Genomic DNA, 24,301 nt, shown 5'->3' with positions numbered 1-24,301 from the left:
AAAAAATGAAAATTCTATATCTCGAAACCTCCTCTAAAAACTGCTCTGTAGCAATATCAGACGATGAAAAACTGCTATGTCTTTGTGAAGAGGTTTCTGAAAACTATAAGCAGTCCGAGAGCCTTCATACTTATGTAGAATGGGCCTTGGAAGGAGCTGGAATCTCACTTAAGGATATCGATGCCGTTTCTTTGGGAAAAGGGCCGGGCTCCTATACAGGTTTAAGGATCGGTGCAGCTTCTGCAAAAGGATTCTGTTACGGATTAAAAGTACCTTTCATTGCAGTAAATTCTCTTGAAAGCATGATAGAGCCGTTTTTAGGCGATAATTACGACTTTATAGTCCCTTTGATCGATGCGAGGAGAATGGAGGTTTATACGGCCGTTTATGACGGTAATACGGGTAAGGAAGTATCCGGAACCGAAGCGAAGATTTTAGATGAGGCTTCTTTTGAAGAATTTAAAGACAAAAAAATCATTTTCGCTGGTGATGGAGCAAAAAAGGCAAAAGATATTTTGCAGCTTCCTGATGCGGTCTTTAAAGACGATGTCTACCCTTCCGCGCAATATCTTATCAAAAAGACATTGGAGAAAATACAAAACAGCGAATTTGAAGATATCGCTTATTTTGAACCTTTTTATCTCAAAGACTTTCATGGAGTAAAGAAAAAGAAATCGTAAGATCCTATATGTCCAGAAAAAATAAATAATTATATACAAAAAAGCGAAGATTTAATCTTCGCTTTTTTGTTTTATTGAGGTTTTGCGGGTACTGATCCTGATTTGTTTGAGTTCAGCTTTTTATTTTTTTGTGTATTGCCCTGGTCAGGCTGATCTATATTATTGATTGATTGTATTTTATTGAGGTCTTCCGGTTTTTGAGGTGTACCATTGCCATTGGGAGCTCCGGGAGGCTGCTGTGGGATGGTGTTCCCTTTATTATCTGTTGCCTGGAAGCTGAGGTCGCTTTTCAGGTAGTTCAGCATTTCTTTAGCTCTTATTCCTTCAGGAGTTTTGGAATAGTTCAGCGCAATCTGCTCAAGCTGTAATATCATGACCTCTTTCCCACTCGATTTTCCCGAATTGAAGGCATTTAAAAGATACAGTTTAGGAACCAGTGCGTCTTTCGGAAACTTCTGAATGGTCTGGTCAATCAGCTCTTTACTTTCCCCGAATTTCTCCGATTCAAATAAGGCATATGCCCTTTTATATTCATTTTCAACCTCTTCTGTTGATTTTACAAAAGACTTATTTTTAGGATTTCTTGCAAATTCTGCATAAGAAGTATAAGGATAATCTGTCAGAAGTATTTGTTTTGCTTTTTCTGAAGCCTGAGGATTTTTCTCATAATTCATTGCGAAAATTTCATACAGGGCCTGAAGCATTACTTTTTCTTCTGGTTTTACATCCACAAGATCATATAAGGTTTTCGTAGCCAGGGGAGTATTGGTGAAATAATTCTGATACATGATCCCTAATCCCAGAGAAGCGGTATCCCTGTCCTTTTTTAGCTGGCTCAGTTTGGCTTGATCCGTCGGGATCTGCTCAATATAATAAGCCGGTTCAAAACGTCTCGGATTAGGTGCTGAGGTTACTCCCAGTGCTTCATTCTTCATGTCTTCGAGAGTGGCCATTTTCTTGGAGAAACGCCAGTTATCCGCAAGAGCCCTGTCTCCCCATACCTGTTTAAACGAGGATGTTCCTTTGCTTACTGTTCCTGTATTGCTGAAATAAAAACCTTTGGTCGTTACCCCAAAATCTTCAAAAGAATTGGAACTGTTGGCAAAAACTGAATTTGCGCTATAGTCACCGGTATCAAACCCTTTATTTCTTTCAGCACGTCTTCTCTCCTGTTCCTCTTTCTCTTCCTTGATCTTTAATTTGGCAATATATTGGGAGAAAAACTCTGTTTTCTGGGTATTGTCCATCTTTGCGAGAGCAAGAATACTGTCATTCTTTTTGATCAGATAGTAGTTCCTGGAGATCTTTTTAATGTATTCAGACTGATCCTTTAATAATACTTTGGAAGGCTCATAGGTCATCACGGCAAGAGCGGAGTCATAATAACTTCCGGCTCCGATATAGTCATTTTTATCAAGATAGCCCTTCCCTATTTCATAATAGGCCAGACCACGGATCTGGGGATCTGAAACCTTTTCAAATAAAGATTTTCTGAAAAACTGCTGTGCTTCATCTTTTTTGCCTGCCTTATTGGCCATTAAACCTAAAGCATAATAAAACTCATTCTTTCTGGAACCGTACGTTCCTTTCTTGCTGATATTTTCCAGATAGTTTTTTGCACCGTTATAATCCCCTTTGCCATTGAAGGTTTTCGCAATAGCGATTTGAGATTTTACTTCAAATTCAAAATCATTTGCATATTTGTAAGCCGCTGCAAAGCTTTCTCTCGCCTTGTCATTTTGTCCCAGATTTTCAAGGACCTGACCTCTCAGGTAGGCGATTCTGCTTTTCAGCTTCCGGTTGTTGTTCAGTTCAAAAGCGATATCAAGCTCTTTGGCGGCATCTTCCTTTTTTCCTGCATCTAAAAGAGATTCAGCGTAATAGATGCTCAGCAGCTTGGCATAAGTTTTATCGATCTTCTCTCCTTTCAGTTTGGCAAAAGTTTCATGGGCCCGGTGATAATCTTTGATCTTATCATAAGCCAGACCCTGATAAATTCTTGCCAACGGAAGCCTTTTATCATCTTTCATGTGTGTGAAGACATAATTGAGCGCGTCCAGAGCCTCCAGGGATTTACCACGATATATTCTTGCCTGGGCAAGGATCATATAGGCATCAAAAATCTGCTTGTTTTTTTCTTCCCCGTTTCTGATTACAGAATATTTGTTGATTGCTTTTAATGCTTTTGCTTCCGCAATTTCCAGTGTGGTAGCTCCTTTGGCTGGACCTTCCTCCTGATTTTCGGCATTAGCTCCCGGTCCTCCGGGTATATTGGGAACTCCGGAATTTCCTCTTCCCTGAGGCCTGTTAGCGACTTCAGCCATTTTCATAGAATTCTCTGCAAAAGCTTCAGTCTGGCCAAGATCACTGCCTAAAGGCTGCTCTTCAAACGTAAGAATAGGAATATAAGGAGCATAAAAATTATCCTTATGTCCCTTATCTCTGGATGTAAACTCACTGTTTAACGCGTCTTCAGCATTAAACAGGGTGTTGTAATATGTGGAAAATCCTTTCAATAGCTTTGATCGCTGCTCCGGCTTTTTTGTTTTGGTAGCACAGGAAGCAACAAGACATATCACTAAAAGGAATAATATATTCTTTTTCATTATTCAATATAACTCGCTAATCTGCTTTTTATTATCAGCAGTTTGATGATTTTGTAAAAATAATAAAATTTTATAATGAATAATATTTATATTTCTTCCTGAAAGATTTTATTTCTTCTTTACAAATGTGGGAGTCTCCATAATTTTTAAATCAGAGACGTTTCTTTCAGAATTTTATAAACAAGATGGGTAGGAAGTCCCATAATGGTATAAAAGCTTCCGGTCATACTCCTGATCTTGGCCATGCCCAGCCATTCCTGAATCCCGTAGCTTCCTGCTTTGTCGAAAGGTTTATAGTTTTGAATATAATACTGTATTTCTTCATCGCTGATGGTATCGAATGTCACATCAGCCACATCAGTTTCCGTAAAGGTTCTGTCTGCAGTTTTGATTGTAATTCCCGTATAGACCTGGTGGATTCTTCCCGAAAGCTGCTGGAGCATATTGTACGCATCCGTTTCATCTTTAGGTTTCCCCAGGATCTGATCATCGATTGCTACCACGGTATCTGCTGTCAGTAATACTTCATCCGCTTCCAGGCTTCTGAATGCATCCGCTTTCAGTTCAGATAAATAAGCAGCGGCTTCCTCTATTCTGATGTGCTGCGGAAGGATCTCCTCACAATCTATTTTTACAACTTCGAAATCAAAGCCAAGGCTGGAAAGCAATTCTTTTCTTCTGGGCGATTGTGATGCTAAAAGTAATTTCATAGAAGTGATTATACAGATTGGGTGTTATCATCATGCCAGTTCCCCTGTACTTTCATTACCTGCTCAATAACATCACGTACAGCACCGCTTCCTCCTTTTTTCGGAGAAATATAATGGGAAATACCTTTCACTTCAGGAACCGCATTTTCAGGACATGCAGCAATAGCCGAACTTTCCATGATATGAATATCCGGAAGGTCATCACCCATCGTCAGGATTTCCTCATTCTTAAGATTATATTTCCTTTTAAAATCTTCAAAGTCTTCAATTTTGTTATGTGATTTCGCATAATAATCCTGAATACCGAGATAATTGATCCTGTGCTTTACCATTTCGTCATTTCCTCCGGTAATAACGCCTATCAGATAATTGTTTTTTAATGCTTTAACCACGGCATAACCATCCAGTACATTCATTACCCTGCTCATATTTCCTCCCGGCATTAAATAGACACTCCCGTCTGTAAAAACTCCGTCTACATCAAATACAAATGCTTTAATATCTTTTAATTTCTCTTTATAGCTCATACATTTTCTGAATAGAATGATTCATTGTTTTATAAATTTCAAGACTTTCGTCTTTTAATAACTGCTCATGCAACTCCAAAATTCTTACATCATTTCTCACCGCAGGTCCGGTCTGAGCCTTTTTAGGTTCAATTTCATGAATTTTCTGAACCGTTTCATCGATTAACGGCAAAAAATAATCGAACGGGATTTCCTGGGAATCCGAAATTTCTTTAGCCCTAGAAAAAAGGTGGTTCACAAAGTTGCAGGCAAAAACTGCCGTCAGGTGAATATATTTTCTTTTTTCGTGATCGCTTTCCATCACATTCTCTGAAATTTTGGAAGCAAGCTCAAACAGTGTTTTTTTGTCCTCTTCATTTTCTGCTTCAATGAAAAACGGAATTTTTTCATATTCCAGCTCTTTTGATTTTGAAAAGGTCTGCAAAGGGTAGAAGCTGGCCTTTCTGTACGTTCCGGCAAGAACTTCTTTAGGAAGCGAGCCTGAAGTATGGGCAACCAGGGTATCTTTTTTAGCAACAATCCCTGAAACTTCCTCCACAGAATTATCGCTCACACAGATGATATAAAGATCCGCATCTTCCAGCTGCCCGGTAGAGTAGGGAATATGTAGCTCTTCAGAAATTTTACTCAATTCTTTTTCGTTCCTGCCAAAAATCTGGACGAGGGAAATACCTTTCAATGTGAAAGCTTTTGCCATGTGATAAGCAACATTTCCGGAACCGATAATTACAATTTGCATCTAACAAATATAAGATTTTAAGCCGAGCCGGGAAAGGATGGGCGGAATAGAAACCCGGAAGTTCAATATAGGCACGTTTATTGCGTAACTGTCTCATATTATTTTTAATATTTACACTGAAAATTGAAAAATTAATTTAACTTTCAGTTATTTTTGTAATCCAAAACAATGAAAGGCATCTCATGAAGATTAAGGACGCGGAAATTATTTCGTTGATGCAGAATCCACGGACCCAGGATAAAGGTGTCCGTGCCTTGATGGATGCCTATCAAAGCAGATTGTACTGGCACATAAGAAGAATTATTGTGGACGGAGATCTTGCTCAGGATACTTTGCAGGAAACTTTTATTAAAGCTTATCAGAATTTTCATCAGTTCAAAAATGATAGCCAGCTGTATACCTGGTTGTACAGAATTGCTACCAACGAAGCACTGCAGCAGGTCAATAAAATGAAGAAGATGCAGAAGACCGATGAAGATCCCGAGTACCATATGCAGAATCTTGTAGCCGATAATGTGGGAGGTGATGCGGAAGAAATACAGATTCTGTTGCAGAACGCCATACAGAGCCTGCCTGAAAAGCAGAAGCTGGTATTTATGATGCGGTATTATGATGATTTGCCCTACGAAGAGATATCGAAGATCGTAGAGATGTCTGTAGGGACCCTAAAAACCAATTATCATTATGCCAAACAAAAAATAGAAGATTATATTAAAGAAAATTACGAAAGCTAATTTTTGAGAAAACAAAGATGAAAGAGTTCGACATAGAAAAACTTGAGCGTAAAAACATTTACACAATGCCTGATAATTTATTTGAAAATATTCAGGAGAATGTTATGAATGATATAAAGACAAGCAAAAAAGCACCAGTCTTTAAGCTGAACTGGATGTATGCAGCGGCTGCATCGCTGGCTTTGATCTTTGGAGCAACCTATGTTTTCAATTCCGGTGACAATTCCGTGGAAAAAACACTGAATGCAGAACAGGCATATGCGGTCAATACAGGAGAACCGAAAACGGAAAGCGAACTTGCCTATGAAACTTTAAAAGCTGATTTAACTTCTGTTGAAAATAATAATCAAACAATTGAAAATCAGAAAAATAATAAAGCTTACGCCGTTAAAAGCGAAAATGTAAATGAAAATACAACAGAATCACCAAAAACGGTGAAAGCTGTGACAAAAAAAGAAGAAACCCAGATGAATGAATATTTGGATTCGTTTTCTAATTCTGAAATCGCAGAATTAGCAAGTAACTCAACTCAGGACGTTTATTTGGATTTATACAATTAAAAAAGATGAAAAAGATATTATTGACATTTTTGATTATTTATGGTTTTGGCTTAAATGCCCAAAGGACGGACTATAACTGGAAAAAAATGGATCCTAAACAAAGAAAAGAAGTCATCAATAATCTTTCTCCCGAAGAAAGAAAAGAGCTGCTTAAGAATTTTAGGAATAATATGGTGATAGAAAACCTGGCCATAGATGCAAGTGATAAAACTGAATTTATACAGGTATATAATGAATATCTGGATAGCCAGAAAAAAATAATAAACCAGTTCAAATCCAACTCGGATTTTAATCCGGAAACCCTTTCTGATGACGAAGCGAAAGCTAAGTTGCAGCAAAGCTTTGAGTTGGGACAAAAATTGCTGGATAACAGAAAGAAATATGCAGATAAAATGCAGCAGGTGATTCCCTGTCAGAAAGTTCTGAAGCTGTTTCAGTCTGAAGGAATGATGAGAGATAAAATGAATGAAAGAAAACCTCACGGAAACTATAATGCTCCGGGACCTAAACAAAACCCATAATAGTTTATTTTTTTAATGTTGGACGGCTCTTACAAATCTTTTTTTGTGAGAGCCGTTTAATTTAATATTGAACAAATTTATATTTTTGTGGAAACTGTAAAAATACATTATGAAAAAAATTATTTTGTTTATCTTTTTCTCAGTATTTATTTCTGCTCAAAAAATTCAATTGATAGAACTCAGAAACAATATAAAAGATAAAAATCATGTAGCCCAATCTCTTACTTTACTTGACAGAAGAGAAGACAAAGCTATAGGAATAGTTTCTCATAGAAAAGATCCTTATGAGGTAAGATTTGAGAAGGATGATCTAGAAAAATTATTTGCAGACTGGTTTTTAGAAAATAACAAAGAACGGGGAAGTAATAAGTACTTCCTTATACTGGAACATGTAAAGGTGAAAGATATACCAACAGAAAGGTCAGTTATGGGACACCTGGAAATGCGAATATCTACTTTTTTAGAGAAAAACGGTAAATACTATTTTTTAAAAAAAATTAGAATTTCAAAAGATTTTCAACAGAGAGATCATGCTTATATTACCAGAGCTATAGCTGCCAAAATTTCAGCAGAATTATCCAATATCGTAAAGGATTCCTATTCTGAAACAGGATTGGGAATTCCTATTTCAGAGACGGATCTTGAAAATTATGAAAAAGTGATATCTGAACAGTTGCCCATATATAGTTCCGGCTCTTTTGCGGATGGTGTTTATAGAGATTATAAATCATTTGCAGAACAAAAGCCGGATAAAGAACTTACTGTAAGAAAGAATAAACGAGGGGTGATTAAAGGGGTAGAAAGGGTAGATGGCTATGATAATCTAAGCAGAGGATTTTTTGCGATTGTCGACAGTGGAATTGCTTATAAAAAAACGCCCACAAGTCTTATTGCAATTGAAAAAGATAATGATGGATTCTTTATAATAGCCTCTGAAGAAGAGCTCTTTCCGCAGGATAATACAATGACTATTGTAGGAGCAGGAGCCTTTGGTGCAATAGGAGGTTTAATAGGGGCTGTAATAGATGTCACTTCCTCAAAAGCTCGCAAACAAAATGCAAAGTATTATAGAGTAGGGATTGATGCGCTTACAGGGGAATATATTTTACCGGAAGGTTTTGTTAAATATAGAAAATATAAATAAGAAAATCATTTCTGTTTTTTGATTTGTGGAATCTGGAGATTCATTGTGAGAGAAACAGTAATTGCTTAATAAATGTTTCTGCCAGATAGGAGGCTTTGAAATCGAACCTATTGATTTAATTAAAAAATTCCTCTGGATTTAAGCATTTAATATTGAGCAAAATGAAAGACAATAATCTCTCGCTTTTTTTTATCTTTGCAAATTACAAGATTCTTAAATGAAAAACATACGAAATTTTTGCATAATCGCTCATATCGACCATGGTAAAAGTACCCTGGCAGACCGTCTTTTGGAGTATACAAATACGGTTACCCAAAGAGAATTACAGGCCCAGACACTGGATGATATGGATTTGGAGAAAGAGCGTGGAATTACGATAAAGTCCCATGCGATCCAGATGGATTATGAATATAAAGGAGAAAAATATATTTTAAATCTGATCGATACACCGGGACACGTTGACTTTTCCTATGAAGTATCCCGTTCCATTGCGGCCTGTGAAGGAGCGCTTCTCATCGTAGACGCTGCACAGAGCATCCAGGCACAAACGATCAGTAATTTATATCTCGCGTTAGAAAATGATCTGACCATCATTCCGATCCTGAATAAAATAGACCTTCCTTCTGCAAACCCTGAAGAAGTAACGGATGAGATCATGAATCTTATCGGATGTGAATATGAAGATGTGCTGAGGGTTTCAGGAAAAACAGGAGAAGGGGTACACAATCTGCTTGAACAGATTGTAGAAAGAATTCCTGCACCTGTAGGAGATCCTGAAGCACCGCTTCAGGCGTTGATCTTCGATTCTGTTTACAATCCGTTCAGAGGTATTGAAGCTTACTTTAAGGTAGTCAACGGAAGTATCAAAAAAGGAGAAAAGGTAAAGTTCATGGCGACAGGAAAGACCTATGAAGCTGATGAAGTAGGAACCCTAAAGTTGAAGCAGGCACCTAAAAAAGAAATTAAAACAGGAGATGTAGGATATATTATTTCCGGGATTAAAGATGCAAGAGAAGTAAAAGTAGGAGATACCATTACTTCTTTTGAAAACTCTGCATCGGGACCTATCGAAGGTTTTGAGGAAGTAAAACCAATGGTATTTGCCGGTATTTATCCAATTGATTCTGAAGATTTTGAAGAGCTGAGATTCTCATTGGAGAAGCTGAGACTTAATGATGCATCGCTGGTTTTCGAGCCGGAAAGCTCTGCGGCGCTTGGTTTCGGATTCCGTTGCGGATTCCTGGGAATGCTTCACATGGAGATTGTTCAGGAACGTCTTGACAGAGAATTCAATATGAACGTGATCACTACGGTACCGAACGTATCTTACTTTGGATATTCCAAAAAAGAACCGGAAGTTCCGATCCTGATCAATAACCCTTCTGAAATGATGGATCCGTCGATCATGGATAGAGTGGAAGAGCCGTTCATCAAGGCTTCTATCATTACAAAATCTGATTTCGTAGGAGCCGTAATGACCTTATGTATTGAGAAAAGAGGAGAGATCGTCAATCAAAGCTATTTAACATCTGAAAGAGTTGAGCTGATATTCAATATGCCGTTGGCAGAAGTTGTATTTGATTTCTATGACAGATTGAAATCAATCTCCAAAGGATATGCATCATTTGATTACCACCCGATCGGGTTCAGGGCTTCCAAACTTGTAAAGATGGATATCCTGATCAACGGTGATATGGTAGATGCCCTTTCATCACTGATTCACGACAGTAATGCTTACAGCATCGGTAAAAAGATGTGTGAGAAACTTCGTGAGCTGATCCCCAGACAACAGTTTGATATTGCGGTTCAGGCTGCTTTAGGAACGAAAGTTATCGCCAGAGAGACGATCAAAGCATTAAGAAAAGACGTTACCGCAAAATGTTATGGTGGAGATATTTCAAGAAAGCGTAAGCTATTGGAAAAGCAGAAGGAAGGTAAGAAGAAAATGAAGCAGATCGGAAGGGTAGAAGTACCACAGTCTGCATTCATGGCTGTATTAAAGCTTAATGACTAATTCATTATAAAACAGAAACCGCTTCGATGGAAGCGGTTTTTTTATTTACTTTTTACGCGTGAATTTTATTTCCATTGTTTTCATTTCTTTTCCAGGTTGGCTTGGATCAGGGAGTGAATTTTTCATAAATGTTTAATTTTAAGTTGATTATAACGGTAATTTAAAGGGATCAATTTTTATTGTATCTGAAATTTTTTTATTGTTATGATAAATTGTAATTTTGTGTATTCGTAACGCAAATTAATTTTATGGAGACTCCAAAGAAACTACAGGATATAAAAGTGGCAGTAGACGCTGTTATTTTCGGATATTTCGACAAAAAAGATCTTCAGATCCTTTTGATCAAAAGAAATATTGAACCTTTTAAAGGAGGATGGGCTCTTCCGGGTGGTCTGGTTCTGGATGACGAAAATCTGGATGATGCCGTAAAAAGAGAGCTGTATGAAGAAGCGGGCATAAAGCCCGATTTTCTGGAGCAATTGTATACATTTGGTAATGTAGGGCGTGACCCGAGGAATAGAGTGGTTTCTGTGGCGTATCTGGGCCTCGTAAACCCTTCTTACCATGAACTGTTTGCAGACTCAGATGCAGAAGATGCGCAATGGTTCAGTGTAAATAAGCTTCCTGGACTGGCATTCGATCACAAAAGTATTATCGATATAGCGTTAAAAAGACTCCGTACCAAAATTCAATACCAGCCGATCGGCTTCAATCTTCTCAATGAAGAATTCCCTTTTTCAGATCTTGAAAATCTTTACAAAACTATTGTAGGCCAGGAAATAGACAGAAGAAACTTCCGTAAAAAGATCATGAGCTATGGACTGCTCAATGAAACCAATAATGTCAAAAAAGAAGGCAGCGGAAGACCTGGAAAGCTTTTCACCTTTAATCAGGAAAAATACAAAGAACTTGAAGAGCAGGGATTCTACTTCGAAATCAAATAGTTTTAATGCTACAATTTATATTTAAAATCAAGTGATTGGCTCAATCACTTGATGATTAAAAGGTTCTCAAAGTAAGTAAAAATGCCACGATTGCACGAATAAAAGTTCATGATAATGAATTTTTTAAATCATAAATGCGTATAAAGACTGTAAAAAATATTCGGCATTCGTGGCCAAAGAAAAGGTATATTTTGTTATATATTACGGTTTTTTAAAATTTCGATTAAAATTTATTATTCTGAAAATCAGTATTTTGTGATAATTAGTGTAAAAATAACACAAATAAATTTGGTACAATGACTAATATTGTATTACATTTGCGTATAAATAACACAATAATGAAATGCACCAGTCAGAATATTAAAGAGCAGTTTCAGAAAAAGAAAAGGATCAGGTTTCTCTTTTTCTGGGGACACACGGTGAAAGATGAGGTGACCAAATCCTGTTTCAGTCAGTGGTTTCCGGGGAATTTTGAAGAGGACGGTATTCTTTATAAGACGGCTGAGCACTATATGATGGCTGCCAAGGCAAGATTGTTCAATGATACGGAAATAGAAGAAAAGATCTTACAGTCAGCAGCTCCCGATCAGGCAAAAAGTCTGGGGCGGAAAGTAAAGGACTTCGATCCTCAGCTTTGGGATGAGCATAAATATGAGATCGTGAAAAAAGGAAATTTTTTAAAATTTTCTCAGAACCAGAAATTCAAAAATTTTTTATTGTCAACCGGAGATAAAATTCTGGTGGAAGCAAGTCCTTATGATAAGATCTGGGGAATTGGCATGCTGGAAACAGACAAAAGAGCTGAAAATCCATTGTTATGGGAAGGAGAGAATCTTTTAGGATTTGCTTTGATGGAAGTAAGAGATGAATTAAGGGGGTAAAAACACACAACAACCACACACAAAATAGTAATGATGAAAAAGAAGAATATTGAAAAATGCTTTGCCTTACAGAAAATAAGAGTCTAAAATTATGCCTTCTTGTTTTTGCGTAATTATAACACAAAATAACAAACTTATGGAAGATGAATTAAAACCAAGATTTATCGAATCATTACAGAGAAATAATGATCAGATCAGAGAAGACCGGGCCAGGACAATCGGAGCAGATTCAGAATTGATCTACAGACGCCGGGTTGAAGATATTGAACTGAAGATCAAGAGACTGGAAAGGGAACAGGAAGGTCTTATTGATATCAGCCCTTTAGACAGGAACAGCTTAACCTTTGCGGATTTTAATCCCGAAGCATTTGTTCAGAAAGACATGGAATTATCATTAACAATCAGAAATCTGAATATTCAGCTTGAAGTAACCAGAAAGAGATTTGAATATTTATTTGGAAAAACATTTTAGCTATGGGAAGTACTAGATACGATATGGACGCTCGTTATGACAGAGCAAGCAAAGCAGGTTACGGAACAAAATCCGCAAGTGAGATCTTCACTCAGAATACCAAAAGAAAAGCTCATGAATCAATGAATCCTTATGGTATTTCTTTCAGGGAATCCAGGGACTCTGAAGTTCATCCTAACTCTGTTCCTGTTATTTTAGGATTAGATGTTACAGGAAGTATGGGACATATCCCGCACGAACTGATCCGGGAAGGCTTACCAAAGCTGATGGGGGGAATCATCCAGGGAGGAGTACCGGATGCAGCCTTGCTATTCTTAGGAATCGGAGATCATGAATGTGACGGATATCCGCTTCAGGTAGGACAGTTTGAATCAGGAGATGAAGAACTCGATATGTGGCTTACCCGCACCTATATTGAATCCGGAGGCGGAGGAAATGCAGGTGAAAGCTATCTTTTAGCCTGGTATTTTGCGGCATTTCATACGAGGACAGATGCCTTTGAAAAAAGAAAACAAAAAGGCTTACTGTTTACGGTAGGAGATGAGCCTTGTCTGAGAACACTTCCTGCTTCTGCTATCAGGGAGATTATGGGGAGCGGTCAGCATACTTATACCCATACAGAATTGCTGGAAGAAGCGAAAAAAAGATATGAAGTATATCATATCAGTGTATTACATTCCGATCAGGCAATACGGGCAGACAGAGGCTGGAAGGATCTGCTGGGGCAAAATTGCATATCAATAGAAGATCACAGGGAAATTCCTAACGTGATTAAAAATATCATCTGTAATAAGTTTAAAGATCAGACCTTTGGAAGATCAGGAATCCGGGGCGTAGATGATATTCAGATGCTTTAGATCTGAATACTATTTCCTGATGGGACATAAGAAGATGGTAAAAAATAAACAGTAGAACATGAAAAAGGCACAAATAGTTATAGGACTTGGTTTTGGTGATGAAGGAAAAGGGATCACCACAGATTTTTTAGCAGGCCGGAATCCGGAGGCTGTAGTCATAAGATTTTCCGGAGGACAGCAGGCGGCCCATACTGTAATGATCGGAGGTAGAAAGCATATCCATTCCAGTTTTGCAAGCGGTGCGTTACGGGGATTGCCTTCTTACTTTACTGAACACTGCACTATTCATCCCACATTTTTGCTGAATGAACAGGAAGAATTAAAAGCAAAAAAAGGAAATATTGAGTTGCACATTCACCCATTGGCAAAAGTAACGACACCCTTTGATGTCTGGCAAAACAGGACCAGTGCCAGAAATCTGGAGCATGGAACATGCGGAAAAGGAGTGGGAGCCACAATGAAGAGGAATGAAAGTCCCTATAAATTATTTGCCATTGATCTGATTGCTCCAAGGGAAATGCTGATTGAAAAGCTGAAAGGAATTGCTTACTACTATGGCTTTGCAGATGAAAATGAGATTGAGAAACATCTGCAGGCCTTTTTAGAGGCTATTGATAAAATAGACTGGAAAATAGATGACTATACCTACCTGAATACATTTGATCATCTTATTTTTGAAGGCAGCCAGGGAGTTTTACTGGATATGGATCATGGGATTTTTCCCCATGTGACCTATGCGAATACAACATCAAAAAACGCATACCAGATCTGTCAATTTTTAAAAATTGAAGATATTGAAATGTATTACGTAACAAGAGCCTATGCAACCCGGCATGGAAACGGCTGGATGAGCAATGAAAAGGAAATGAATCTCAGAAATAACGAAGAGGAAACATGTACCTTTAATGAATACCAGAAAGAGTTTCGGTTGGGAACATTAGATTATGGCCTGTTGAATTATGCATTAAAACTGGACGGAGCTTATTGCTGCCCAACCCAAAAGAATCTTGTGATTACCTGCCTGGATCAGACTGATGAAAAATTTGAGCCGGAAAAGCTGAATATAGAATTCGATTCTGTTTACGGATCATATTCTCCCTATTCAAAAGATTTTAAAAAGCTTTTTTAATTCCTGCAGATAGAGGGATTAATTTTATATTAGTTTGGGAATAGAATGATGATATTGATAATGAATAAAAGTAAGTAACGATGAAAACAACAAAACTTTACAGACCAGTAGGTGAAAAAGAAATGATTCTGATCATGGAGAGCGGATTTCAAAAATTTCCTCCGAGACTGGAATGGCAGCCTGTTTTCTATCCGGTTCTCGATGAAAGCTACGCATCAGAAATTGCTGAAAAATGGAATACCAGAGATGAAGCAGGAAACTATCTTGGTTTTGTGACTGAATTTGATGTTTTGCAAGAAGTGGCTAATCAATATCCCGCTCAAAATGTAGGAGCCAGAAACCATAATGAGCTGTGGGTGCCTTCAGAAGAATTGGAAACATTCAATGAAGCCATTACAGGAAAGATCAGAGTGACTAAAGTGTTTATAGGAAAAGACTTTAAAGAAGCTGCCAATGATGACGTAGAAAGCTTATTGTTAAATATAAAAAAACTAACGATGACAAATAAAGGAATGGCAAAGGATACTTTGGAAATTCTTGCCAGAAAATATTATCTTAACGAAAACAACGAAAAAATACATCTGGAAAACGAGCTGGAAACCTGTAAGAAAGGAACCGTTCTGTATTCTCCCGAAGCGCTTTCGGAACTTACCCGGAATGAGTTACCCGGAAAAGATTTTGAAACAAGATTTGAAGTCTGGAGGTGCAGCTCTTTACGAGCCATTTTAAAGCTCTCTGAAGAAGAGGATCAGGAAAAAATCATGTGCCTGAATTTTGCTTCTGCCAAAAATCCTGGCGGTGGATTTATCAACGGAGCGGAAGCCCAGGAAGAAAGTCTGGCAAGAACTTCAGCTTTATATGAAAGTTTGCTGCAGGCCTGGGATTATTATACCATCCATAGAGCGATGGAATCCTGCTTTTATACAGATACAATGATCTACAGCCCAAAAGTTCCTGTTTTCAGAAAAGATAAAGGAGAGTTGCTGCCGAAACCTGTTTTATGTAACTTCATCACCTCTCCAGCGGTCAATGCGGGCGTTGTAAAAAAACAGGAGCCGGAAAGAGCGCATGAGATTTTCGGAGCAATGGAAGTGAGAACCGATAAAATGCTGGCATTAGCTTTAGATCAGGGAAATGAAACATTGATACTGGGAGCCTGGGGATGTGGTGTTTTTAAAAATGATCCGGAAGAAATCGCTGAGCTGTTTAGAAAATACCTGCATGGAAAGTATAAAAACAAATTCAAAAGAGTGGTTTTTGCTATCCTGACTAAGAAAGAAGAAATGTTGAAGCCATTTGAAGAAATACAATGAAACTTAAATTAAAAAAATATGAAGAGCAGCTACCTGATTGGCCTCAAAAAGGATACCATATCATGGCACAATATGACGATGAGAAAATTGTAGTATATCAGTCATATAAGAAAGAAATAGGAGAATTTGCTGTTAAAAATCAATACTTTGGTGGAGAATTCAGTCTGGAAAGAATGACCTGGATAAAACCCAATTTTCTGTGGATGATGTACCGGAATGGCTGGGGTACAAAAGAAGGACAGGAGAGCGTTCTTGCTATTCATTTAAAGAAGGAGGCTTTCAGAGAATATCTGGAAAACAGTGTTTATTCCTCCTACAATGAAAGACAGGAAGTTTCAAGGAAAGAATGGCAGATTCATGTAAAAGAATCTTCAGTCAGGCTGCAATGGGATCCGGATCATGATCCTTTTGGAAACAAATTGGAGAGGAAAGCGATACAGATTGGATTGAGGGGTAAATTTATCAGATCTTTTGCTGATCAAGATATCATTCTCATTGAAGATATTTCAGGCTTTGTGAAAGAACAGTATCAATTTGTGTTAAATAATGAGCTGAATAACTTGTTGATTCCTGAAGAAAAGATGTTGCTATTTGATGACGACAGCTTAAAAAGAAAACTGAATTTAAAATGAAACATGATAAACTCCTTCTTGCAGAAAAATCTCTTAAGTTCCATAGGAGATGCTTTCGGAGAATGCTTTTTTGGAGAGGAAAGTCTGGTGAAAGCTTATATTTATCAGAGGATTCTTCCCGAAGTGGCCCTGGATTTTACAGATGATACCATTATGTCGGTCGCTGTTTTCAACGCATTGAAAAAATGGGGAAAAATCGATCAGGATGATCTGGCAGAAGAGTTTACAAAAAATTATTATCTGGATATCAGCAGAGGTTACGGACCTTCTATGCATCAGTACTTCAGAGCAGTAAAAAACGGTGAGAGCTGGAAAGAGGTTTCTTACTCAAAATTTGAAGGACAGGGCTCTATGGGAAACGGTGGGGCTATGAGAGCATCAGTCATTGGAGCTTATTTTTATGATGATCTTGATAAGCTTAAAGAAAATGCTGAACTTTCCTGTGAAGTGACCCATGCCAGCAGAGAAGCGATAGAAGGAACAAAGGCAATCGCTTTAGCGGCTGCTTTTGCTGTTCAGGAAACATCAGGGATGATCCGGATGAATCAGCAGGATTTCATGTATAAAATTCAGAATGAGCTGAATGATTCTGATATGAAAAGCAAACTGAATAAAGCGCTTTATCTGGATGGGAACCCAAGCATAGAATTGCTTGTAAAAACCCTTGGAAACGGAATTAAAATGACTGCACAGGACACCGTACCGCTCGTCATCTGGATGTTGTCAAGATATAGGAAGAATTTTGAAGAATGCCTATGGAATACAGTGTCAGCATTAGGAGACAGAGATACAACCTGTGCAATGGCCGGTGGGGTAAGCATACTATGTTGTGACGAGGATACAATTCCTGATTGGACGAAAAAGATAGAAAACTGGAAAAAAAGTCAATTTTATGAACATTGAACTGATCAAAGGAGATATTACAAAGATCCATGCAGATGCCATTGTGAACGCTGCCAATTCATCCCTGCTTGGTGGCGGTGGCGTAGACGGAGCGATTCACAGGGCAGGAGGACCACAGATTCTGGAAGAATGCAGAGCCATCAGAAACAGACAGGGAAAATGTAATACCGGAGAAGCTGTAGTAACTGCTGCAGGAAATCTTCCTGCCAGATATGTTATCCATACAGTAGGACCGGTTTGGAACAATGATGAAGAAAAATCTTCAAAGCTTTTGTCAGATTGCTATATCAATTCTTTAAAGCTGGCAGAAAGCCTTGGCGTAGAAACAATAGCTTTTCCAAACATCAGCACAGGAATTTATAGATTTCCAAAAGAACTGGCGGGAAAAATTGCTGTGGATGAGGTCAGGAAATTTAAAACAGATACCATAGAGAAAGTTATTTTTGTTTGTTTTGATGATGACAATGAAGAAATTTATAAAAGGCTTTTAAACTTGCCTCTTCAGGATCAGTAATAAAAATATTTGTGTATTAGAGGAAAAATAAAAGCTCAGTGAACGAAAAAAAATTTTAAAACAATGAAAAAACTAACCATATTAAGCGGTGCAGGAATCAGTGCAGAAAGCGGAATCAAAACTTTCAGAGACGGAGACGGTCTTTGGGAGAATCATAATGTAACAGATGTGGCCAGTCCGGAAGGATGGAGAAGAGACAGGGCCCTGGTATTGGAGTTTTATAATCAGAGAAGACACCAGCTGCATGAGGTGCAGCCCAATGATGCCCACCGGCTGATTGCCGATCTGGAAAAATATTTTGAAGTTCAGATCATTACCCAGAATATTGATGACCTTCACGAAAGAGCAGGATCTACGAATATTCTTCATATTCATGGGGAACTGTTCAAATCTTGCTCCTGTAACAATAAGAGTCTGATCTACGAGCAAAAAGGCGATATCAATATAGGAGATAAAGCAGAAGATGGAGCACAGTTAAGACCTTTCATCGTTTGGTTCGGGGAAGATGTTCCTTTGTATCAGACCGCAAGAGAAATCGTAAAAGATTCAGATATCTTACTGGTAATCGGAACCTCTTTACAGGTATATCCTGCGGCCGGATTGATCCACGAGATCAAGGACGACTGTCTTTTAATTGTCATTAACCCTAATGAAACAAACTTTGGATACGGACAAAGAGCAGTTGTGATGAAAGAAACCGCCACCCAGGGAATGAAGCTGTTATTTGATAAACTGATCAATCTTGCATAATGGAAAATAAAGTCAAAGCAGGAATTATGGGCGTTTGCACCGGGGATGCTCTCGGCGTTCCGGTAGAGTTTAAGAAAAGAGAAGATTTAAAAAAGAACCCGGTCACCAAAATGCTGGAGTATATGTCCTGGAAGCAGCCTAAAGGAACCTGGAGTGATGATAGCTCTCTGACCCTTTGTCTGGCTGAAGAGCTTGCCAGAGGCTATGATCTTGAAAAGATCGGTCAAAGCTTTGTAACATGGGTAAAATACGGACATTGGACTGCTCATGGAAGGCTTTTTGATATAGGCGGAACGACAAGACATTCCATCGCAAGACTGATAAAAGGTGAAAGTGCCAGGTTTTCAGGAAATATTTTTGAAGAAGACAACGGGAATGGTTCTCTGATGAGGATTCTTCCCCTTGCGTTTTATCTTGAAAACGAAGACGATATCCAGAAGGTATATCTTACGGTAAAAGAGGTTTCGTCCATTACCCATGGACATTTCCGCTCTGTTTTTTCCTGTTTTATGTATGTGGCTTTTGCCATTCAGCTGATCAAAGGGAAAAATAAAAAAGAGGCCTATTCATATATGCAGAAAGTATGTTTGGAATATTCATTAAATCAGGGCTTTAACCCGAAAGAGATTGGGCTGTTTCATAGGGTTTTAAAAAATGATATTTCGAATTATTCTGAAGATGAAATTCAAAGCAGTGGTTATGTTCTTCACAGCCTGGAGGCCTCCCTGTGGTGCTTCTTAAACTCAGAAAGCTATTCGGAAGCGGTTCTGAAAGCTGTTAATCTGGGTGAAGATACCGATACTACAGGAGCGATCACAGGAGGAATTGCAGGAATTTATTATGGTTTTGACAATATCCCCCAGGAATGGATTGCTGAGCTGGTAAGGAAGGATGATATTGAAGAATTGTGTGATCTACTATTTAAAAAGTTATCCATTAATAAAATGGGTTAGACTTATTCAGGATAAAATAAAAAAATAATGAAAAATATCTTGAAAAATAAAATTAAAGCCGGGATCTTTGGGGTTTGCATCGGGGATGCTCTCGGCGTTCCGGTAGAATTCAGAAGCAGAGAGCAGTTGAAGCGTTCACCTGTAACAAAAATGAGATCCTTGGGAACTCATCATCAGCCTGTAGGAACCTGGAGTGATGATGGTTCGTTGACATTGTGTCTTGCAGACAGTTTGTGTAACGGATATGATCCTGAAGATATGGCATTGAAATTTTTACAATGGTATAATGCTGAAATATGGACCCCTCACGGACGGGTTTTTGATATCGGAATAACAACAAGACAGGCTGTTTACAGGATCAGTAAAGGATATGCGCCTCAATTGTGTGGCGGGACAGGTGAATTTGATAATGGAAATGGATCTTTAATGAGAATTTTGCCCCTATTATTCTACATTAAAAACTTTCCGGTTGAAAAGCGTTTTGATAAGGTTAAAGAAGTATCCTCCATTACTCATGGTCATATTCGTTCTGTGATTTCATGTTTTATTTATCTGGAGTTTTTATTGGAGCTTCTGAATGGAAATGAAAAATTTAAGGCTTATCATACCATGCAGGAATCAGTGAAACGCTTTTTAGATTATAATCCGGTTTGTTCACAGACTGAAATGGATAAATTTGAAAGAATCTTAAATAAAAATATCTTTGAATGTGAAGAAGATAAAATAAGTTCTGACGGTTATGTTCTTCACAGCCTGGAGGCCTCCCTGTGGTGCTTCTTAAACTCAGAAAGCTATTCGGAAGCGGTTCTGAAAGCTGTTAATCTGGGTGAAGATACCGATACTACAGGAGCGATCACAGGAGGAATTGCAGGAATTTATTATGGTTTTGACAATATCCCCCAGGAATGGATTGCTGAGCTGGTAAGGAAGGATGATATTGAAGAATTGTGTGAGAAATTGTATAAAAAACTAATACTAAACTAATGAAAATAACAGAACTGAACCATATAGATCTGATCACCAGCCAAATCAAAGGAATTTTGAAAAACCTGGCAGAAAAAGAGTACGAAAGTAATGTAGGGAACAGGCAATGGACAAAGTATATTTTAAAACACCTTAAAGATTTGGGGCATTCATATGGTTTTGAAGTTTGTCCAGATACTGATAACGGAAATTCAGAATGGTTGTATGATATGATCTGGTACAGGAATGAAGATGGCTATTTAAAAGAAATTTCATTGATAATGGAATCAGAATGGAGCTATGGATATGATTGTGTTCGCTATGATTTTGAAAAGCTGTTACAGGCGGATGCACAATTAAAGCTAATGATCTGTTGTCACAAAAACAAAGAAACTGATATTACGTATTTTAAGGAATATTTTTCCAAAGCCATTCAAAAATATCATAATAATACTCCAAAATCCAGATATATTTTTGCTATTCTGCAGGATTTTATACCATTTAAATTTGAATTTTATGAGTATAAGAATAACGGTTTAGAACAAATCAGCGATGAATGAGATAGAAAATAAAAAGATAAGTAAATTTTTAAGCCTTATTTTAAGGCATCAGCCGGAAAGCATCGGTCTAAAACTGGATGAAAACGGCTGGGCGGATGTGGAAGAGCTTCGGACAAAATCTGCCGGAAAGAGGATGTTTTTTACTTTAAAAGAACTGGATGAGGTCGTGGAAACGAACAATAAGAAGCGATTTGCTTTCAATGAAGATAAAACCATGATCCGTGCCAATCAGGGACATTCTATTGATATAGATCTTGCCCTGGAAGCAATACAGCCTCCTGATTTTCTCTATCATGGGACAGCAGAAGCCAATATTTCCTCCATTTTAGAAAAAGGAATTGAGAAAAGAAGCCGTCAGCATGTGCACTTAAGCGCTGATAAAGAGACCGCTACAAAGGTTGGGATGAGGCACGGGAAACCGGTTATTCTGACCATAAGGACCGGGAAAATGCATGAAGACGGATTACCATTCTATCGCTCCGCAAATGGCGTGTGGCTGACGGATTTTGTAGATACAAAATATATATCAAAATAACATGTGAAAAAGTTGAGGAGGAAGTAAAAGACTTGATAAACAATAATTTGATGAGCAGAACATTAGTAATAGGAGATATTCACGGAGGATTTAAGGCTTTGCAGCAGGTTTTTGAACGGGCGGAAGTAACTCATGATGACAAACTTATCTTTCTCGGAGACTATGTAGACGGATGGAGCGGGTCTTCCCGGGTGATACGGTTTCTGATGGAGCTTTCAGGAAATCAGGAATGCATATTCATCAAAGGAAATCATGATGCCTGGTGTGAAGATTGGCTTGCTTTCGGAAATGAGCCTGATGTATGGCTTTTCAATGGTGGAAAAAGCACTATAGAAAGCTATGCTGATTATCCCCTGGAAGATCTTGAAGTTCATCTTGAATTTTTTCAGAGCATGAAAAATTATCATGTTGATGATCAGAACCGCCTGTTTATCCATGCGGGCTATTCTTCTATGCATGGGCCGGAGAAAGAAGTTTATTCCAGCAATTACCGCTGGGACAGAACCCTTTGGGAAACAGCGGTAGCGATGGATAAAAAACTAGAAAAAAATTCAGAGTTATACCCTAAAAGACTGCTTCTGTATAACGAAATATTCATAGGGCACACCCCCACTTTATATCTTGGGATCCGAACTCCCGTCAATAAAGCCAATATCTGGAATATGGATACCGGGGCAGCCTTTACCGGAGCTTTGTCCGTCATGGATATCGATACCAAAGAATTCTGGCAAAGCGATCCGCTTCCGCTTTTATATCCCAATGAAAACGGAAGAAATAGAGACTGATTTAAGGCCGAAAAACAAGATCACATTAAGTGGGTTCAGATAATTTTAAATAAGATAAAGAATAGCGATTTTGTCTTTTTACTTTTTTGCCAGAATCATATTGACTAATTTTAAAGTCAGAAAATATGACTTCCATGAAACTGAAATATCTCTTACTCACTTTTAGCTCCGCTTTAGTCCTTGGTCAGAAAACATTCCAGACTCCTTTTGAAAAGGGAAATGGCAACCAGACCGTTACCTATGATGAAATGAATACTTATTATCAGGACCTGGCGAAAAATTTTAACACGATTCAATACCTTAAAAAAGGAGAAGATGATAATGGAAAACCTATTTATGTTGTCGTGTATAATCCTTTTCCTGAAAAAGACCTGGAAAAATTAAGAAAAGATAAGGCTATTCTTTTTGTCAATAACGGAATTCACCCTGGTGAACCGGACGGAATTGATGCTACAATGATGCTGATGCGTGATCTTGCCACCCAAAAGATAAGAACACCCCGGAACTTTATTATTGCTGCTATTTCTGCCTATAATATCAGCGGAATGCTCAACAGAGGGGCTTATTCCAGAGCCAATCAGAACGGTCCCGAACACTATGGTTTCAGAGGAAACGCAAGGAATTATGATCTGAACAGAGACTTTATCAAAGCTGATTCTAAAAATGCAAGAAGCTTTCAGGAAATTTACCAATGGCTGAAACCAGACGTATTTATTGACAATCACGTCAGTAACGGTGCAGACTATCAGTATACATTCACTTATATTTCTACCTTTAAAGAACGTTTGGGAAATGTTTTAGGATCTTATTTCTACAACGATTATCAGGCTAAAAATCTTGATGAAATGAAAAAGCTGGGCTACGAGAGTACTCCCTATGTAAACATTCACGGAGATGTTCCTGAAGTTGGTTTTGCTGCTTTTGAGGATTCTCCGAGATATTCTACAGGATATACCGCTCTTTTCAACTCTTTGGGAACCGTCCCGGAAACCCATATGCTGAAGCCTTATGATAAAAGGGTAGATGCTACCTATAAATATATGCTGGTCAATCTTCAGCATTTAGATAAGGATTACCATAAAATAAAGCAGCTACGTCTTGAAAATTTAAAACAATATCAGGCGGGAAAGCAATACGGAATCCGTTGGAAGATAGACTCAACCCAATTTTCTACCATGGATTTTAAGGGATATGAAGGAAGATATAAGCCCAGTGACGTTTCCGGAAAACCAAGATTATACTATGACAGGAACAAGCCTTTCACAAAAACAATAAAACTGTTTACCACAGCGGTTCCTACAGGATATATCACCATCCCCAAATACTACGTAATTCCCCAGTCACAATACCGGGTTCTGGAGGAATTTAAAAGGAACAGGATTCGGATGAAACCGATTCAGAAAGACAGTACCATTGCAGTAGAGTCTTACAGGATCAAAGATTTTAAAACCGTTAAAAATCCTTATGAAGGCCATTATCTGCACTATGAGACAACTGTAGATACAGCAAAGGAAAATAGGATGTTTTCAGCAGGAGACTATATTGTATCTACAGATCAGCCTGGTGTAAAATATATTATTGAAACACTTGAACCTGAGGCATTAGACTCATTTTTTAACTGGAACTTTTTTGATGGGATTTTAGCTCAGAAAGAATATTATTCAGCTTATATTTTCGAAGATACAGCTACGGAGCTGCTGAAAAATGATAAAAAACTGAAAGAAGCATTTGAAGCGGCCAAACTCTCTGATAAATCATTGAGGGACAGTGGAGAAGCCCAGTTGGACTGGATCTACAGACACTCTCCTTACTTTGAAGAGAAAACTTTCAGACAATATCCTGTGTATAGAGCGTTATAGATGATTTTGAAGTATC

Annotated in this window: 26 protein-coding genes; 22 read left to right on the top strand and 4 right to left on the bottom strand. The window is 38.1% G+C overall.

The annotated features are described in order from the left end of the window. Positions 1 to 5 precede the first annotated feature (5 nt). Positions 6 to 680 carry a tRNA (adenosine(37)-N6)-threonylcarbamoyltransferase complex dimerization subunit type 1 TsaB gene (gene tsaB, locus AC4IF5_RS16700; protein WP_490736454.1) on the top strand — a complete coding sequence of 225 codons (675 nt, stop codon included), beginning with the start codon at positions 6 to 8 and terminating at the stop codon, positions 678 to 680. A gap of 71 nt (positions 681 to 751) precedes the next feature. On the opposite strand, the gene porW is transcribed toward tsaB, so the two are convergent. The 4 genes from porW to AC4IF5_RS16680 form a co-directional block, all read right to left on the bottom strand. Further along, positions 752 to 3,286, bottom strand: coding sequence for a type IX secretion system periplasmic lipoprotein PorW/SprE (gene porW / locus AC4IF5_RS16695; protein WP_490736452.1), 2,535 nt, complete (start codon positions 3,284 to 3,286; stop codon positions 752 to 754). Between the two features lie 146 nt (positions 3,287 to 3,432). Further along, positions 3,433 to 3,996: a Maf family protein gene (locus AC4IF5_RS16690; RefSeq protein WP_490736450.1), complete on the bottom strand. Its 564-nt coding sequence runs from the start codon at positions 3,994 to 3,996 to the stop codon at positions 3,433 to 3,435. 8 nt (positions 3,997 to 4,004) lie between these two features. Further along, positions 4,005 to 4,523: a KdsC family phosphatase gene (locus tag AC4IF5_RS16685; protein WP_490736448.1), complete on the bottom strand. Its 519-nt coding sequence runs from the start codon at positions 4,521 to 4,523 to the stop codon at positions 4,005 to 4,007. After that, positions 4,513 to 5,262 (bottom strand): Rossmann-like and DUF2520 domain-containing protein, encoded by a 750-nt coding sequence (locus tag AC4IF5_RS16680; protein ID WP_490736446.1) that lies wholly within the window; start codon positions 5,260 to 5,262, stop codon positions 4,513 to 4,515. The genes AC4IF5_RS16685 and AC4IF5_RS16680 overlap by 11 nt, the downstream gene beginning before the upstream one ends. Before the next feature lie 182 nt (positions 5,263 to 5,444). Here AC4IF5_RS16680 and AC4IF5_RS16675 point away from each other — a divergent pair, with 182 nt between their 5' ends. From AC4IF5_RS16675 to AC4IF5_RS16575, 21 genes are all read left to right on the top strand, one after another. Then, positions 5,445 to 5,996: an RNA polymerase sigma factor gene (locus AC4IF5_RS16675; RefSeq protein WP_490736444.1), complete on the top strand. Its 552-nt coding sequence runs from the start codon at positions 5,445 to 5,447 to the stop codon at positions 5,994 to 5,996. A gap of 65 nt (positions 5,997 to 6,061) precedes the next feature. Beyond that, the gene (locus tag AC4IF5_RS16670; RefSeq protein ID WP_490736443.1) at positions 6,062 to 6,556 is read left to right on the top strand and encodes a hypothetical protein; all 495 of its coding nucleotides are present in this window, start codon (positions 6,062 to 6,064) and stop codon (positions 6,554 to 6,556) included. Between the two features lie 5 nt (positions 6,557 to 6,561). Beyond that, a complete protein-coding gene (locus AC4IF5_RS16665; RefSeq protein ID WP_490736441.1) occupies positions 6,562 to 7,077 on the top strand; it encodes a hypothetical protein in 516 nt (171 codons plus the stop codon). 109 nt (positions 7,078 to 7,186) lie between these two features. Further along, positions 7,187 to 8,221 carry a hypothetical protein gene (locus AC4IF5_RS16660; protein WP_490736439.1) on the top strand — a complete coding sequence of 345 codons (1,035 nt, stop codon included), beginning with the start codon at positions 7,187 to 7,189 and terminating at the stop codon, positions 8,219 to 8,221. Between the two features lie 217 nt (positions 8,222 to 8,438). Continuing rightward, a complete protein-coding gene (gene lepA / locus AC4IF5_RS16655; protein ID WP_490736437.1) occupies positions 8,439 to 10,235 on the top strand; it encodes a translation elongation factor 4 in 1,797 nt (598 codons plus the stop codon). A 248-nt stretch (positions 10,236 to 10,483) separates the two neighbouring features. Continuing rightward, positions 10,484 to 11,179, top strand: coding sequence for an NUDIX hydrolase (locus AC4IF5_RS16650; protein WP_490736435.1), 696 nt, complete (start codon positions 10,484 to 10,486; stop codon positions 11,177 to 11,179). A 338-nt stretch (positions 11,180 to 11,517) separates the two neighbouring features. Then, on the top strand, positions 11,518 to 12,060 hold the full coding sequence (ybiA, locus tag AC4IF5_RS16645; protein WP_490736433.1) for a riboflavin biosynthesis intermediates N-glycosidase: 543 nt from the start codon (positions 11,518 to 11,520) through the stop codon (positions 12,058 to 12,060). Between the two features lie 136 nt (positions 12,061 to 12,196). After that, positions 12,197 to 12,532: a hypothetical protein gene (locus AC4IF5_RS16640; RefSeq protein ID WP_490736431.1), complete on the top strand. Its 336-nt coding sequence runs from the start codon at positions 12,197 to 12,199 to the stop codon at positions 12,530 to 12,532. Positions 12,533 to 12,534: 2 nt separating this feature from the next. Continuing rightward, the gene (locus AC4IF5_RS16635; protein WP_490736429.1) at positions 12,535 to 13,389 is read left to right on the top strand and encodes a hypothetical protein; all 855 of its coding nucleotides are present in this window, start codon (positions 12,535 to 12,537) and stop codon (positions 13,387 to 13,389) included. 58 nt (positions 13,390 to 13,447) lie between these two features. After that, positions 13,448 to 14,518, top strand: coding sequence for an adenylosuccinate synthetase (locus AC4IF5_RS16630; protein ID WP_490736427.1), 1,071 nt, complete (start codon positions 13,448 to 13,450; stop codon positions 14,516 to 14,518). A gap of 80 nt (positions 14,519 to 14,598) precedes the next feature. Continuing rightward, the gene (locus AC4IF5_RS16625; protein ID WP_490736425.1) at positions 14,599 to 15,831 is read left to right on the top strand and encodes a TIGR02452 family protein; all 1,233 of its coding nucleotides are present in this window, start codon (positions 14,599 to 14,601) and stop codon (positions 15,829 to 15,831) included. Then, positions 15,828 to 16,463 carry a DUF4291 domain-containing protein gene (locus AC4IF5_RS16620; protein ID WP_490736423.1) on the top strand — a complete coding sequence of 212 codons (636 nt, stop codon included), beginning with the start codon at positions 15,828 to 15,830 and terminating at the stop codon, positions 16,461 to 16,463. Before AC4IF5_RS16625 ends, AC4IF5_RS16620 begins: the two co-directional genes overlap by 4 nt. A 3-nt stretch (positions 16,464 to 16,466) precedes the next feature. After that, positions 16,467 to 17,366 carry an ADP-ribosylglycohydrolase family protein gene (locus tag AC4IF5_RS16615; protein WP_490736421.1) on the top strand — a complete coding sequence of 300 codons (900 nt, stop codon included), beginning with the start codon at positions 16,467 to 16,469 and terminating at the stop codon, positions 17,364 to 17,366. After that, on the top strand, positions 17,356 to 17,880 hold the full coding sequence (locus AC4IF5_RS16610; RefSeq protein ID WP_490736419.1) for an O-acetyl-ADP-ribose deacetylase: 525 nt from the start codon (positions 17,356 to 17,358) through the stop codon (positions 17,878 to 17,880). Before AC4IF5_RS16615 ends, AC4IF5_RS16610 begins: the two co-directional genes overlap by 11 nt. A 63-nt stretch (positions 17,881 to 17,943) precedes the next feature. Then, the gene (locus tag AC4IF5_RS16605; RefSeq protein ID WP_490736416.1) at positions 17,944 to 18,630 is read left to right on the top strand and encodes an SIR2 family NAD-dependent protein deacylase; all 687 of its coding nucleotides are present in this window, start codon (positions 17,944 to 17,946) and stop codon (positions 18,628 to 18,630) included. Then, on the top strand, positions 18,630 to 19,583 hold the full coding sequence (locus AC4IF5_RS16600; protein ID WP_490736414.1) for an ADP-ribosylglycohydrolase family protein: 954 nt from the start codon (positions 18,630 to 18,632) through the stop codon (positions 19,581 to 19,583). Before AC4IF5_RS16605 ends, AC4IF5_RS16600 begins: the two co-directional genes overlap by 1 nt. 27 nt (positions 19,584 to 19,610) lie before the next feature. Beyond that, on the top strand, positions 19,611 to 20,567 hold the full coding sequence (locus AC4IF5_RS16595; RefSeq protein WP_490736412.1) for an ADP-ribosylglycohydrolase family protein: 957 nt from the start codon (positions 19,611 to 19,613) through the stop codon (positions 20,565 to 20,567). After that, complete coding sequence (locus AC4IF5_RS16590; protein ID WP_490736410.1) at positions 20,567 to 21,106, top strand: hypothetical protein; 540 nt, start codon at positions 20,567 to 20,569, stop codon at positions 21,104 to 21,106. The genes AC4IF5_RS16595 and AC4IF5_RS16590 overlap by 1 nt, the downstream gene beginning before the upstream one ends. Beyond that, entirely contained in the window at positions 21,099 to 21,641 is a 543-nt protein-coding gene (locus AC4IF5_RS16585; protein ID WP_490736408.1) for an RNA 2'-phosphotransferase, read from the top strand. Before AC4IF5_RS16590 ends, AC4IF5_RS16585 begins: the two co-directional genes overlap by 8 nt. A gap of 50 nt (positions 21,642 to 21,691) precedes the next feature. After that, positions 21,692 to 22,426, top strand: a complete 735-nt coding sequence (locus AC4IF5_RS16580) for a metallophosphoesterase (protein WP_490736406.1) — start codon at positions 21,692 to 21,694, stop codon at positions 22,424 to 22,426. Between the two features lie 134 nt (positions 22,427 to 22,560). Continuing rightward, a complete protein-coding gene (locus AC4IF5_RS16575) occupies positions 22,561 to 24,285 on the top strand; it encodes a M14 family metallopeptidase (RefSeq protein WP_490736404.1) in 1,725 nt (574 codons plus the stop codon). The last annotated feature ends 16 nt before the right edge of the window (positions 24,286 to 24,301 follow it).

The organism is Chryseobacterium sp. UF-290 (assembly GCF_058245615.1).
The sequence above is the reverse complement of the archived record's forward strand: the minus strand, read 5'-3'. Positions and strand labels throughout refer to the sequence as shown.